Source organism: Micromonospora sp. RTP1Z1 (genome assembly GCF_033804685.1).
In the GTDB taxonomy this organism is placed as follows: Bacteria; Actinomycetota; Actinomycetes; order Mycobacteriales; family Micromonosporaceae; genus Micromonospora.
This window is the reverse complement of sequence record NZ_JAPFQV010000009.1, coordinates 1-13,765: the sequence shown is the minus strand read 5'-3', so window position 1 is coordinate 13,765 and position 13,765 is coordinate 1. Positions and strand designations below refer to the sequence as shown.

The following is a 13,765-nucleotide window of genomic DNA, read 5'->3' as shown; positions in this document are numbered from 1 at the left end:
CAACTTCTTCCGTCTCGACGTCTCCGGCTGGTTCGGCGGCTGACCCGACGGGCCGACGCCCCGCCCGGTTACGCACGGTCGCCCTCACCCAGCCCGCCAACCATCCGATCGCGCCCTTTGCTCTGCTTCACCAGAGGCAACAGGAACGGTCGGTAACTGTTGCGTCCGCTGCAGCAGAGCAAAGCGGAGCCAGGAGGGCTCCCCGGTCAGGGCTGTCGAACCGAAGAGGCCTGGTCAGAGGTTTCGACGGATCGAGGAGGCGGCGATGGTGCCGATTTCCCCAGGAAACCGATCACTGTGCGTACGGCAATGGTTTTCGGCCGCCGCTCGTCACGTCGCCGGGCTGGCGGTCACCAGTCGGGGAACCGCTGCTGGCGGAGATCCGGGACGCGGTGGCCCGGAGCTGCACGGGGTCGACGACGATCCGGCGAACGACACCGCCCCGGTGACCGTGAGCTGACCCGGAAACGACGCGACCGCCGGGAGCCACGCGGCTCCCGGCGGTCAGCGCAAGCAGGTCAGTTGACGCCCGCGTACGAGTGCAGGCCGGTGAAGAAGAAGTTCACCCCGAAGAGGTTCATCAGCATCGTCAGGAAGCCCAGGATCGAGATCCAGGTGGCGACGTTCCGCTTGATGCTCGGGGTGGCCCGGGCGTGCAGGTAACCGGCGTACACCACCCACGAGATGAACGCCCAGGTCTCCTTCGGGTCCCAGCCCCAGGCCCGGCCCCAGGCCGCCTCGGCCCAGATCGCCCCGGCGATCACCGCGAAGGTGAAGATCGGGAACGCGAAGGCGTGCAGCGCGAAGGTCATCCGCTCCAGCCCGGCCGCCGCGGGCAGCCGGCGGGCCAGGGTGTACGGGAAGCTGCGCCGCCCCTGCTCCCAGCCGGCCCGCATCAGGTACGCCGCCGCCGGCACCACACCCAGCAGGAAGATGCCGGAGGCGAAGACGATCGTCGACACGTGGATGACGAACCAGTACGACTGGAGCGCCGGCATCAGCGGCGAGACCTGGACGAAGAGCTTGAACTGGGCGAACGCAAGCAGCAGCACCATGACCAGGGTCAGGAAGAGCCCGAGCCGGCGTAGCGACGGCTGCTTCCAGAGCACCGCGAGCCAGGCCGCAGCCCCGATGAAGGTGACGGTCAGCACGAACTCGTACATGTTGCCCCAGGGCATCCGCTCGGCGGCGACGCCCCGGGTGACCACGGCGCCCAGGTGCAGGGCGACGGCGAGCGTGGTGAGCCAGGTGGCGATCCGCCCGGCCAGGGCGGCCCGGGCTGCCGAGCGGCTGAGCCGGCGCTCGGCCGGGGTGACCGGCTCCTCGACCGTCCCGCCGGCACCGCCGACGCCGGCGCCGACCAGCTCGCGGGCCGGGGTGGCCGCCTTCGCCGACACCGCCCGGGCGTTGCCGAGGGCGTACTCGACGGCATGGCTGATCATCGCGACGAGGTAGGTCAGGGTCGCGTACATGATCAGCTGGTCGGAGAGTGCGGACATCACTCGACTCCTTCTCGCGCCCGCTCGTCGGCGCTGACCGCGGCGACCAACTGGGCGAACTCGTCGGCGAACCCTGGATGCTCGGTGCGCGGCAGCCCACCGGCCTCCACCAAGCTACTACCGCTCGTCGGAGATCCACTGTCCGGGGGCGTGACCCGGAACCAGACCCGCCGCCGCCGGGCGAAGAGGGAGCCCATCAGGCCGGCGAGCAGCACCACGCAGGCGCCGAGCATCAGCGTCTGCCCGGGGGCGTACCGGACGGAGAGGGTGACGTACGGCTTGGTGCCGAGGAACTCCAGCGTGCTGCCGTCGTCCAGGGTCCACTTCTCGCCGAGGCCGAGCTTCTTCTCGCCGACCTGCTTGAGCTTGCCGTTGTCGACCTGCCGCTGGTCCAGCTTGTAGACCGACCCGGGGATGCCGGCGTCCAGCCCGAGGTTGCCCCGGTACGCGGCCAGCACCACCGCGGGGTTGCGCTCCTCGGGGAACTTCGACGTGACGAACGGCGCGGTGTCCGGGGCGGTCGGCAGGTAGAGCCCGTCGAAGGCGACCTGCTGGTCGGCGCCCCGCTTGCCGGTCTTCGGGTCGACGTTGGCGTCCGGGAAGGCGGCCACGCCCTCGCCGGTCAGGCCGATGTCGCCGGTGGTCAGGAACGGCACGGTGCTGGTCTGGGCGCGGCCGTACTTGTCGGTGTACTTCAGGATCGGGGCGTACCCGTGGCCCAGCAGGTAGACGTTGGCGGTGCCGAGCCGCAGCGGGGAGTTGACCGAGAAGTCGCCGTTCCGTTTCGACCCGTCCGGCTCGTCCACGGTCACCCTGGCCCGGAAGCTGGCCGGCTGCCCGGACGGGAGGTACGTCGCATGGAAGTCGTCCAGGGTGAGGCAGAACGGGGGCAGGTCGCCGCTGTCCACGCGCGGGCCGAGCGACGCCTCGCTGTACTGCTGCCGGGTGTTGCAGAAGGCGTTCTCCGCGCCGGCCACCAGCAGCCGGTTGCCGTGCCAGCCGTACCAGGAGCCGAGCGCGACCCCGAGCAGCAGGGCGACCAGCGAGGTGTGGAAGAGCAGGTTGCCGGTCTCCTTGAGGTAGCCCTTCTCGGCGGAGACCTCGTTGCCGCGGATTTCGACCCGCCAGCGGCGGCGGCGCAGCACGGCGGCGATGGCCGCCGGGTCGGCGGCGGCCGGGGCTTCCAGCACCGCGTGCTGGGGCAGCCGGTCCAGCCGCTTCGGCGCGGCCGGCGGCCGGGAGCGCAGCGCCCGCAGGTGGTCCCGCATCCGTGGCAGGACGCAGCCGACGAGCGAGGTGAAGAGCAGCAGGTAGATCGCGGAGAACCAGATCGAGCCGAAGACCTCGAAGGCGCCGATCCGGTCGAGCTTCGGGGCCAGGTCGGGGTGGTCGACGAAGTACTGGTTGACCTTCTCCGGGTTGACCCCGCGCTGCGGCAGCACCGAGCCGGGGATGGCGGCGACCGCGAGCAGGAAGAGCAGGATCAGCGCGGTACGCATGCTGGTCAGCTGCCGCCACGAGTTGCGCAGCAGGGCCAGCGCCGGGTTGACCCGCCGCCGGGGCGCCTCGGCGGGCGGCGTCGCCGGCCGGTCGTCCACGGTCGTCATCAGATGCTCACCTCGCCCACGCCGACGTGCGTCTGCAGCCAGATCACGAAGTCCTGCCAGCCGCCGGTGACCAGCGCCAGGCCGATCAGGATCAGCAGGGCGCCGCCGATCCGGGTCACCCAGCGGCTGTTGCGCCGGACGGCGCGGAAGACCCCGAGCAGGCGGTGGAAGCCCAGCCCGAAGACGACGAACGGTATCCCCAGCCCGAGGCAGTACGCCACGGCCAGCACCACCGCCCGGTCGGTGTTGCCGCCGACCGTGGCCATGCCGAGCACCGCGCCGAGCGTCGGGCCGGTGCAGGGCAGCCAGCTCAGCGCGAAGACCGCACCGAGGACCGGGGCGCCGAGCAGCCCGGCGGCCGGCAGGCGGTGGATCCGGAACTCGCGCTGCATCCCCGGCACCACGCCGAGGTAGCCGAGCCCGAGCACCACGACCAGCCCGCCGATGACGATCTCCAGCGCGCGCTCGTGCTGGAAGAAGACCTTGCCGACGCTGGAGAAGAGGATCGCGGTGGCGGTGAAGACGGCGGTGAAGCCTGCGATGAAGAGCAGCGTCCCGGCGAGCACCCGCCCCTTGACCGCGGCCGCCGGCCGGGCCGCTACGGCCACCCCGCCGGTCGCCACGGCGACCCCGCCGCCGGTCGGGGCAGCCTCCCCGGCAGCCGGTGCCGGCGCGGTCCGCGCCCGGCCCTCGAGGTCGGCGCCGGCCAGACCGGTGACGTACGACAGGTAGCCCGGCATCAGCGGCAGGACGCACGGGCTGAGGAAGCTGACCAGGCCGGCGAGCGCCGCCGCGCCGATCGCCAGCAGCAGCGGCCCGGACTGGGCGACCTCGCGGAACGTCTCGCCCATCAGCGGGATCCGGAGGCTGCTTGCTCGGCGGCGATCCGCTCGACGATGGGGCGCAGGCCGTCCTGGGTGACCGCGGCCCGGATCACCGTGGCGATCCGGCCGTCCCGGTCCAGGACCACGGTGGCCGGGATGGTGTTCGGCGGGATGTCCAGGGCCAGCGCGAGCCGGCTGGCCGGGTCGAAGAGGCTCGGGTAGGTGACCCGACCCTCCTCGAACGCGACCGCCTTGTCCTTGCTGTCCTGCACGTTGATGCCGAGGAAGGTCACCCCGGAAGCCTTGGTGGCCTGGTAGGTGGTCTCAAGGTCGTCCGCCTCGGCCCGGCAGGGCGCGCACCAGGAGCCCCAGAAGTTGAGCACCACGACCTGGCCGCGGGCCTGCGAGACGTCGTAGTTGCCGCCGGCGAGCAGCTCACCGGCGATCTTCGGGGCCGTCGAGCGCTGGTCCGGGGCGCACTCGACGATGCCGGCCTTGCTGGCGCACTTGCTCTCCTCGCTGCCGGAGGAGCAGCCGACCAGCGCCGTCCCGGCGGCGACGGCGGCGAGCAGGGCGGCGATGATCCTCCGGGAACGCATCAGGCTCCCTTGGCCGTCCGGGCGGTCGGCGAGATCGCGATCAGGTGCGCCGCCGGCTCGGAGTAGCCGATGCCGACGACCTTGCCGCCGTCGAAGTGGAACGAGGTGAGGCTGGCCAGCCCGCACTGCCGCTTACGCGGGTCGTGCCAGAGCCGCTTGCGCTCGACGTACCGGCGCAGCGTCCAGATCGGGAGCTGGTGGGAGACCAGCACGGCCTCGCGCCCCTCGGCGGCGACCCGGGCGGCGTGCAGGGCGGCGAACATCCGTTCGGCGATGGTCTGGTACGCCTCCCCCCAGGACGGGGTGACCGGGTCGCGCAGCACCCACCAGTTGCGCGGATCGCGGAACGAACCGTCGCCCGGGGAGACCTTCTTGCCCTCGAACCAGTTGGCGCTCTCGATCAGCCGCTCGTCCACCCCGACCGGGAGGCCGAACTGCGCCGCGATCGGCTCGGCGGTCTGCTGGGCGCGCTCCAGCGGGCTGGCCACCACGTGCACCACGTTCCGCTCGGCAAGCCCCTGCGCGGCCGCCTTGGCCATCTGGACGCCCAGCTCGGAGAGCCGGAACCCGGGCAGCCGGCCGTAGAGGACGCCCTCCGGGTTGTAGACCTCGCCGTGCCGCAGCACGTGGACCACCGTCTTGCTCACGTTCCCTACCCCCCGTGACCCGCCGCTGCCGCCGCCGTCGCCGCGCCCGGCAGGGCGGCGGCGATCTGCTCCAGGGCGGCGTCGTCCAGCGCCGCCGACACGAACCACGACTCGAACGCGCTCGGCGGCAGGTAGACGCCGGCGGCGAGCATCGCGTGGAAGAACGCCTTGAAGGCGGGCACCTGCTGGGTGCGCGCGCTGTCGTAGTCGACCACGTCGGCGTCGGTGAAGAAGATCGAGAACATGCTGCCCGCGTACGACAGACGGTGCGGGACCCCGGCGGCGGCCAGCGCGTCGCCGGCGAGCTTGCCCACGACGGCGGCCGTCTCGTCGAGCCGGCGGTAGAGCGCGTCGTCGGCGAGCCGCAGGGTGGCCAGGCCGGCGGCGCACGCGAGGGGGTTACCGGAGAGCGTGCCGGCCTGGTAGACCGGGCCGACCGGGGCGAGCCGCGCCATGATCTCCGTGCGCCCGCCGAAGGCCGCGGCGGGCAGGCCACCGCCCATGACCTTCCCGTACGTCCACAGGTCGGCGTCGCAGGCGTCGAGGCCGTGCCAGCCGGCGCGGGAGACCCGGAACCCGGTCATCACCTCGTCGACGATGAGCAGCGCGCCGTGCGCGTGGGCGATCCGGGCCAACTGCTGGTTGAAGCCGTCGCGGGGGGCGACCACGCCCATGTTGCCGGCGGCCGCCTCGGTGATGATCGCCGCGATGTGCGGCCCCTCGGCCGCGAAGGCCTCCTCCACCGCCCTGACGTCGTTGTACGGCAGCACGATGGTGTCGCCGGCCGCCGCGCCGGTCACCCCGGGCGAGTCGGGCAGGCCGAACGTCGCCACGCCGGAGCCGGCGGCGGCGAGCAGGGCGTCGGAGTGGCCGTGGTAGCAGCCGGCGAACTTGATGATCTTGGCTCGCCCGGTGAAGCCGCGGGCCAGCCGGATCGCCGACATGGTCGCCTCGGTGCCCGAGTTGACCAGCCGGACCTGCTCGACCGGGGTACGCGCGACGATCTCGGCGGCCAGCTCCACCTCGCCCGGCGTGGGCGTGCCGAAGCTGGTGCCGTACGCGGCGGCGGCCTGCACGGCCTCGACCACCTCGGGGTGCGCGTGGCCGAGGATCAGCGGCCCCCAGGAGCAGACCAGGTCGACGTAGCGCCGACCGTCGGCGTCGAACATCCAGGGACCCTCCCCCCGGACCATGAAGCGCGGGGTGCCGCCGACGGCACGGAACGCGCGCACGGGGGAGTTCACCCCGCCGGGCACGATGGCCTTGGCGCGGTCGAACAGGGCCTCGGAGGCCGGCGCGTCGGCCGGATAGCGGCCGGATCCGGCGGAAAAGGTATCGGTCACGATGCCGCCATTGTGTCAGCGCCGGCCGGCGAATCGGCAGCCACCCCGCACCGGGGTTACCGGGCTCACCCGCCACGCGGGACGGAGATCGGCGGCGGAGGGCGGCCGTCGCCCGGTCGGACCGCACAGTCGGGGGCCGCTCGGCGGGCCGGGTGGTCGAGATCGCGATAGGCTTACCGGGTGGATCGTACCGAACTGTCCATCACGGTACACCGGAGCGGCGATGAAGTGGTTCTTCGCCTGGCCGGTGAGATCGACATGCTCACGGCCGCCCAGCTGTCGGCAGTCGTCAATGAGGTGCTGGTCGACCCCCCGCCGCGCATCGTGCTCGACCTCGGCGGGGTGACCTTCTGCGACTCGCAGGGGCTCGGCACCCTCGTGGTGCTCAGCCGCAAGGCCAGCCACGCGCACTGCCTGCTGGTGCTGAGCAACGTCGGCGACTTCCTGCTCCGCGTCCTCGACATCACCGGCCTCCGCTCCGCCCTGATGATCCGCAACGAAACCGCCCCCTGACCCGGGGTCCAACCCCCGGGTCCCCCCCGCTGGTCAGGTGACGGGGGTGTCGCGGCGGCGGAAGGCGGTCAGGCCGACCGCCGCCATCAGCAGGGCGACGACGGACAGCAGCCAGAGCGGGGTGGCGTGCCAGTGGTCGCCCAGCACCTGCGGGGTGTGGGTGAACGGGGAGAGGTCAAGCAGCCACTGGCTGAGCTCCAGCACCGCGCCGAGCTGACCGAGCAGCACGCAGACCGCGAGCACCGCCCAGGCCGCCGGGGCGAACCGGGGCAGCAGCCCGTAGAGCAGCACCGCGAGGCCGGCCAGCACCCAGGCCGCCGGCAGCTGCGCCAACCCGGCCCCGACCATCCGGGGCAGCTCGCCCGGGACGTCGTGGACGCTGATCCCGTAGGTGAGGCCGGTCGCGAAACCGGTGACGGCGAGCACCACCGCCGGTCCGACCAGGGCGATCAGCGCGTGCGACAGGAGCCAGCGGGCCCGGGACACCCCGGTGGCCAGCAGCGGCTCGGCGCGCCCGTCGGTCTCCTCCGACCGCATCCGCAGCGCGGCCTGGATGCCGTAGCCGGCGGCGGCCAGCCCGGCCAGGCTCAACGTCGCCCCGAGGTACGCCTCGGCCAGCCCGGCGGCACCACCGATCCTGGTCATGATCTGCTCCAGCTGGGGGTTGCCCTCGACCGAGCTGCCGGCGGCCTTCGCCGCTCCGCCGAGAATCAGCCCGAGCAGGCCGAAGCCGACCGACCACCAGAGGATCTGCCCCCGATGCAGGCGCCAGGCCAGGCCGAACGGCCCGGCCAGGGCCCGCCCGGCGGTAGCCGGCCCGAGCCGGGGCGGCATCAGCCCGGCGCCCAGGTCGCGGCGCACCGACAGCGGGTACGCGACCGCGGCGAGCAGCGCGGACAGCACCAGCGGCAGCGCCAGCACCCACCACCGGTCGCCCTCGTACGCGCGGACGCGCGGGGCCCAGCCCAGCGGGGAGAGCCAGCTCAACCACTCCCGCTCCGCCGCGTCACCGGCGATGCGGAGCGCGAAGGCCACCCCGAGGACGGCGATCGCGATCCCCCGCGCCCCGCCCGCCGTCTCGGTGAGCTGGGCGGCGAGCCCGCCGACGGTGGCGAAGACGACGCCGACCAGCGCGCCGGCGAGCCCGTACGCCAGCGAGCCGGCGGCCGGCAGGCCGGTGGCGACCAGCCCGGCGGCGGTGAGCAGGCCGAGCAGCAGGTCGGCCGCGTACGTCACCAGCAGCGCGGCGGTCAGCCCGGCGTACCGGCCGAGCACGGTCCCGCCGAGCAGTTCCCGGCGGCCGGCCTCCTCCTCGGTCCGGGTGTGCCGGATGACGGTGAGCAGGCTGGCCAGCGCGATGATCACCAGCAGGAAGCCGCCGCGCTGGGCGGTCAGCGCCCCGACGCTCTCGCCGTACACCGGGCCGAGCAGCGCGACGATCGACGGGTTGCGGGCGGTGCCGGCGGCGTACGCGGCCCGCTCGGCGGCGGTCGGGAAGAGCGCGAAGAAGCTGGCCGCGTACGACATCGGCAGGACGGCGAGGATCAGCACCCAGAGCGGCAGCAGGACCCGGTCCCGCCGCAGGATCAGCCGGACCAGGTGGCGGGTGCCGGTGAGCGTGCTCATCGGGTCGCCTCGGTCCCGGTGGACTCGTAGTGCCGCAGGAACAGCTCCTCCAGCGTGGGCGGCTGGCTGACCAGGCTGCGTACGCCGATCTCGGTGAGCCGGCGCAGCGCGGCGTCCAGCGCGACGGTGTCCACGTCGAAGCGCACCCGGTTGCCCTCGACCCGCAGATCGTGCACGCCGGGCAGGGTGGCGAGGCCGTCCAGCGGGCCGGCCAGTTCGGCGTCGATCGAGGTGCGGTGCAGGTGGCGCAGCTCGCCGAGGGTGCCCGTCTCCACGTTCCGGCCGTTGCGGATGATCGTCACCCGGTCGCAGAGGGCCTCCACCTCGGCGAGGATGTGGCTGGAGAGCAGCACGGTTCGGCCGTCCTGCATCGCCCGGTGCACCCAGTGCTGGAAGACCTCCTCCATCAGCGGGTCCAGCCCGGAGGTGGGCTCGTCGAGGATGAGCAGCTCGACGTCGGAGGCGAGGGCGGCGACCAGGCCGACCTTCTGCCGGTTGCCCTTGGAGTAGGCCCGGCCCTTCTTGCGCGGGTCCAGCTCGAAGGACTCCAGCAGCTCGGCCCGACGTTTTGGGTCCAGCCCGCCGCGCATCCGACCGAGCAGGTCGATCACCTCGCCGCCGGAGAGGTGGGGCCAGAGGGTGACGTCACCGGGGACGTAGGCAAGCCGCCGGTGCAGGGCGACGGCGTCCCGCCAGGGGTCACCGCCGAGCAGTCGGACGGCCCCCGCGTCCGCCCGGAGCAGACCCAGCAGCACCCGCATGGTGGTCGACTTGCCGGAGCCGTTGGGGCCCAGGAAGCCGTGCACCTCGCCGGCACGGACGGAGAGGTCGAGTCCGTCGAGCGCCCGGGTCCGGCCGAAGGTCTTCACCAGGCCGCACACCTCAATCGGTGTTTCCATGTTTTGGAAGCTACGCTTGTTTCACAGACTTGTGAAGACTGTGAGATCTGAGGCACGATCGGGTCCACGACGCGCAACGAGGAGCAACCGCCGATGCCTGACGACCGCCACACCGCCCGGAACGACGAGGAGATCCACCTCTTCGTCGAACGGATGGCGATGGCCTTCGCGGACGTCGGGTTCCCCCGGATGGCAGCCCGGGTGCTCTTCACCGTGATGAGCGCCGACGGACCGCTCACCGCCGCCGAGATCGGCGAGCGGCTGGGGGTGAGCGCGGGGGCCGTCTCCGGGGCGGTCCGCTACCTCACCCAGTTCGCCATGCTGGTCCGCGAGCCAGTCAAGGGCTCCCGGCGAGACCGATACCGGATGCCGGACAACCCCTGGTACGAGGCGACGGTCACCAAGACCGGGCTCTACAAGAACTTCATCGACATCGCCACCGGCGGGGTGGACGCACTGGCCGGGCGGGCAACCCCGGGCGGCGAGCGGGTCAGCGAGATGCGGGACTTCTTCCTCTTCGTACAGGAGGAGATCGATTCCCTCGGCGAACGCTGGCGGGCCCGGCGCGCCGCGACGGGCCACGGCGGCCGGGCCGACGCCTGAGGCGTCAGGAGGTGCTGCCCCAGCGGGCCTGCTCGAGGAGGTCCACCGCGCGGTCCCGCGCCTCCGGGCCGTCGTCCGCGCGCAGCAGGCTGATGGCCTCGTCCACCGCGTCGGTGAGCACCCGCCACTGGGCGTCCCGCTCCCGCACCACGTCCGACTGGGCGGCGAGCTGCCGGGTCTTCACCCACAGCTCCACGAAGACCGACACCTTCGCCCGCAGCACCCATGGGTCGAACGGCTTGGTCAGGTAGTCCACCGCGCCGACCGCGTAGCCGCGCAGGGCGAGCTGGGCGTCCTTGTCCGCCGCGGTGAGGAAGATGATCGGCACGTGCCGGGTACGCTCCCGCCGCTTGATGTGGCTGGCCGTCTCGAAGCCGTCCATGTCCGGCATCTGCGCGTCGAGCAGGATCACCGCGAAGTCGTCCACCAGGAGCTGCTTCAGCGCCGCCTCGCCGCTCTCCACGGCGACCGACTGCACCGGGAGCCCCTGGAGGATCGCCTCCAGGGCCATCAGGTTCTCCCGCCGGTCGTCCACCAACAGCGCCTTGGCCGTCTGTGTCACGAATTCTCCTCGCCTAGGCTGCCGCTGATCCAGGACGCCATGAGCTCGATCAGCTCGTCCAGGTCTACCGGCTTGGTGATGTAGTCGCTGCCACCGGCCGCGAGCGCCGACTCCCGGTCCCCCGGCATCGCCTTCGCGGTCAGGAAGACGATCGGCAAGTCGGCGAAGCGGTGGTTGCGCCGGATCTGCCGGGTGGTCTCATACCCGTCCTGGTCCGGCATCATCGCGTCCATCAACACGATGTCCACCTCCGGATGCTCGGCCAGCAGGCGGACCCCGTCCGCCCCGTTGTCCGAGTACAACACGGTCATCCCGTGCAGTTCCAACGCGGAGGTCAGGGCGAAGACGTTGCGGACGTCGTCGTCGACGATCAGCACCGTCACCCCCTCCAGCCGCCGGGTCGCCGGGGTCTCCGGCGGCTGCGGCAACTCCATCGGCATGAGCAGCGACGACGGCAGGCCCGCGCGGCTCGGCGACGGCGGCTGCGGCGCCACCACCGCGTCCGGCGCCAGCACGTCCGGTACGAAGAGGGTGAACGTCGAGCCCTGCCCGGGCGTCGACGAGACGGTGATCGTGCCGCCCAGCAGCCGGGCCAGGTCCCGGCTGATCGACAGGCCCAGCCCGGTGCCGCCGTACCGGCGGCTGGTGGTGCCGTCGGCCTGCTGGAACGCCTCGAAGATCAGCGACAGCTTGTCGTCCGAGACCCCGATGCCCGTGTCGATCACCGAGAACGCGATGACCTGCCGAGCGTTCGTCAGCGCCGGGACGTCGAAGACCACGTTCTCCGCGGCCGGGGCGATCCGCAGCGTCACCGCGCCGTGGTCGGTGAACTTCACCGCGTTGGAAAGCAGGTTGCGCAGGATCTGCTGCAACCGCTGGGCGTCGGTGACCAGCGCCGGTGGCAGGTCCTTCGCGACCCGTACCTGGAAGTCGAGGCCCTTCTCCTCGGCCTGCGGGGCGAACGCCTGCTCGACGTACCCGCGGATCTCGGAGAAGCGGACCTCGGTCGGCTCGACGTCCATCCGACCCGCCTCGATCTTGGACAGGTCGAGGATGTCGTCGATCAGGCGGAGCAGGTCCGAACCGGCGCTGTGGATCGTCCGGGCGAACTCGATCTGCTTCCGGCTGAGGTTCTGCTCCGCGTTCTCGGCCAGCAACCGGGACAGCAGCAACAGCGAGTTCAGCGGCGTACGCAGCTCGTGGCTCATGTTCGCCAGGAACTCCGACTTGTACGCCGACGCCCGGGTGAGCTGCTGCGCCTTATCCTCCAAGCCGAGCCGGGCCAGCTCGATCTCCCGGTTCTTCGTCTCGATGTTCCCCTTCTGCTCGGAGAGCAGCTGGGCCTTGTCCTCCAGCTCGGCGTTGGTCCGCTGCAACTCGGCCGACTGCTCCTGCAGCTCGTGGGCCAGCCGCTGGGACTGGGCCAGCAGCTCCTCCGTACGGCGGTTGGCCTGGATGGTGTTCACCGCCAGACCGAGGGTGAGCACCAGCCGCTCCAGGAACGACAGGTGCAGCTCCGAGAAGGGGGTCACGCTGGCGAACTCGATCACGCCGAGCAGCTCGCCCTCGAAGAGCACCGGGAGCACCACCAGGTCCGCCGGAGGCGTCTCGGCCAGCCCCGAGCGGAGGACGAGCCGACCGTCGGGCTGGGCGTTGACCCGGATGGTTCGGCGGGAGAGCGCGGCCTGCCCGACCAGCCCCTCCCCCGGACCGAAGGTCACGTCGTGTCCCCGCGCCACGTAGCCGTACGCCGCGGTCAGCCGCAGCCGCATGCTGCCGTCGGAGCTGTCCGTCAGGAAGAACGCGCCGAGCTGCGCGTCGACCAGCGGGGTCACCTCCATCATGATCATGCGGCAGACCTCGCCGAGGTCGCGCTGGCCCTGGAGCAGACCACTGATCCGGGCCAGATTGGAGTCCAGCCAGCCCTGCTCGGCGTTCTTCTTGGTCGTCTCCCGCAGGGTGACGATCATCTGGTTGATGTTGTCCTTCAGCTCGGCGACCTCGCCCTGCGCCTTGACCGCGATCCGCTGGGTCAGGTCGCCCCGGGTCACCGAGGTGGAGACCTGGGCGATCGCCCGGAGCTGGGTGGTGAGGGTCGAGGCGAGCTGGTTGACGTTCTCGGTCAGGTCCCGCCAGGTGCCGGAGACGCCCTTCACCTGCGCCTGACCGCCCAGCTTGCCCTCGATGCCGACCTCACGGGCCACCCGGGTCACCTCGTCAGCGAACGACGAGAGCTGGTCGACCATGGTGTTGACGGTGCTCTTCAGCTCCAGGATCTCGCCCTGGGCGTCCACGGTGATCTTCTGGCCGAGGTCGCCCTTGGCCACGGCGGTCGTGACCGAGGCGATGTTCCGCACCTGGGCGGTCAGGTTCGACGCCATCGAGTTCACGTTGTCCGTCAGGTCCCGCCACGTACCCGAAACGCCCCGGACCTCCGCCTGGCCACCGAGCTTGCCCTCGGTGCCCACCTCACGGGCCACCCGGGTCACCTCGTCCGCGAACGACGACAGCTGGTCCACCATCGTGTTCACCGTCGACTTCAGCTCCAGGATCTCGCCCTGCGCGTCGACGGTGATCTTCTGCGACAGGTCGCCCTTCGCCACCGCGGTGGAGACCTGGGCGATGTTGCGCACCTGGGCGGTCAGGTTGGACGCCATCGAGTTGACGTTGTCGGTCAGGTCGCGCCAGGTGCCGGCGACGCCGCGTACCTGGGCCTGGCCGCCGAGCTTGCCCTCGGTGCCCACCTCGCGGGCCACCCGGGTCACCTCGTCCGCGAACGACGAAAGCTGGTCCACCATCGTGTTGACCGTCGACTTCAGCTCCAGGATCTCGCCCCGCGCGTCCACCGTGATCTTCTGCGACAGATCACCCTTCGCGACGGCCGTGGAGACCTGCGAGATGTTGCGGACCTGGCTGGTCAGGTTGCCGGCGAGCTGGTTGACGTTCTCCGTCAGGTCCCGCCAGGTGCCGGAGACGCCCCGCACCTGAGCCTGACCACCCAGCTTCCCCTCGGTGCCCACCTCGCGGGCCACCCGGGTCACCT

The 13,765-nt window shown here is 71.8% G+C and carries 12 protein-coding genes; 2 read left to right on the top strand and 10 right to left on the bottom strand.

Annotation, left to right across the window (positions count from 1 at the left end; genetic code table 11):
• Positions 1-518: 518 nt before the first annotated feature.
• Genes ccsB through hemL form a run of 6 tightly spaced genes read right to left on the bottom strand, consistent with a single transcriptional unit; the run spans position 519 to position 6,519 of the window.
• Entirely contained in the window at positions 519-1,499 is a 981-nt protein-coding gene (ccsB, locus tag SLP03_RS06935; protein WP_319459687.1) for a c-type cytochrome biogenesis protein CcsB, read from the bottom strand.
• On the bottom strand, positions 1,499-3,106 hold the full coding sequence (locus SLP03_RS06930) for a cytochrome c biogenesis protein ResB (RefSeq protein WP_319459686.1): 1,608 nt from the start codon (positions 3,104-3,106) through the stop codon (positions 1,499-1,501). Before SLP03_RS06930 ends, ccsB begins: the two co-directional genes overlap by 1 nt.
• Complete coding sequence (locus SLP03_RS06925) at positions 3,106-3,957, bottom strand: cytochrome c biogenesis CcdA family protein (protein WP_319459685.1); 852 nt, start codon at positions 3,955-3,957, stop codon at positions 3,106-3,108. The genes SLP03_RS06930 and SLP03_RS06925 overlap by 1 nt, the downstream gene beginning before the upstream one ends.
• Complete coding sequence (locus tag SLP03_RS06920) at positions 3,957-4,529, bottom strand: TlpA disulfide reductase family protein (RefSeq protein ID WP_319459684.1); 573 nt, start codon at positions 4,527-4,529, stop codon at positions 3,957-3,959. Before SLP03_RS06920 ends, SLP03_RS06925 begins: the two co-directional genes overlap by 1 nt.
• Positions 4,529-5,176: a histidine phosphatase family protein gene (locus SLP03_RS06915; RefSeq protein ID WP_319459683.1), complete on the bottom strand. Its 648-nt coding sequence runs from the start codon at positions 5,174-5,176 to the stop codon at positions 4,529-4,531. Before SLP03_RS06915 ends, SLP03_RS06920 begins: the two co-directional genes overlap by 1 nt.
• Positions 5,177-5,181: 5 nt before the next feature.
• Complete coding sequence (gene hemL, locus SLP03_RS06910; RefSeq protein ID WP_319459682.1) at positions 5,182-6,519, bottom strand: glutamate-1-semialdehyde 2,1-aminomutase; 1,338 nt, start codon at positions 6,517-6,519, stop codon at positions 5,182-5,184.
• A 180-nt stretch (positions 6,520-6,699) separates the two neighbouring features.
• On the opposite strand from hemL, the gene SLP03_RS06905 reads away from it, so the two are divergent.
• Positions 6,700-7,032 carry an STAS domain-containing protein gene (locus SLP03_RS06905; RefSeq protein WP_319459681.1) on the top strand — a complete coding sequence of 111 codons (333 nt, stop codon included), beginning with the start codon at positions 6,700-6,702 and terminating at the stop codon, positions 7,030-7,032.
• Positions 7,033-7,065: 33 nt separating this feature from the next.
• Here SLP03_RS06905 and SLP03_RS06900 read toward each other — a convergent pair whose 3' ends face one another.
• Together SLP03_RS06900 and SLP03_RS06895 are read right to left on the bottom strand one after the other, a co-directional pair.
• On the bottom strand, positions 7,066-8,658 hold the full coding sequence (locus SLP03_RS06900) for an ABC transporter permease (protein ID WP_319459680.1): 1,593 nt from the start codon (positions 8,656-8,658) through the stop codon (positions 7,066-7,068).
• Positions 8,655-9,557 carry an ABC transporter ATP-binding protein gene (locus SLP03_RS06895; protein WP_319459679.1) on the bottom strand — a complete coding sequence of 301 codons (903 nt, stop codon included), beginning with the start codon at positions 9,555-9,557 and terminating at the stop codon, positions 8,655-8,657. The genes SLP03_RS06900 and SLP03_RS06895 overlap by 4 nt, the downstream gene beginning before the upstream one ends.
• A gap of 93 nt (positions 9,558-9,650) precedes the next feature.
• Here SLP03_RS06895 and SLP03_RS06890 point away from each other — a divergent pair, with 93 nt between their 5' ends.
• On the top strand, positions 9,651-10,160 hold the full coding sequence (locus SLP03_RS06890; RefSeq protein WP_319459678.1) for a GbsR/MarR family transcriptional regulator: 510 nt from the start codon (positions 9,651-9,653) through the stop codon (positions 10,158-10,160).
• A gap of 4 nt (positions 10,161-10,164) precedes the next feature.
• Here the strand turns inward: SLP03_RS06890 and SLP03_RS06885 are convergent, their stop codons facing one another.
• Both SLP03_RS06885 and SLP03_RS06880 read right to left on the bottom strand, forming a co-directional pair.
• Positions 10,165-10,722, bottom strand: coding sequence for a two-component system response regulator (locus SLP03_RS06885; RefSeq protein ID WP_319459677.1), 558 nt, complete (start codon positions 10,720-10,722; stop codon positions 10,165-10,167).
• The coding region (locus tag SLP03_RS06880) for a HAMP domain-containing protein (RefSeq protein WP_319459676.1) at positions 10,719-13,765 on the bottom strand (3,047 nt) is incomplete at its 5' end. The genes SLP03_RS06885 and SLP03_RS06880, both read right to left, overlap by 4 nt.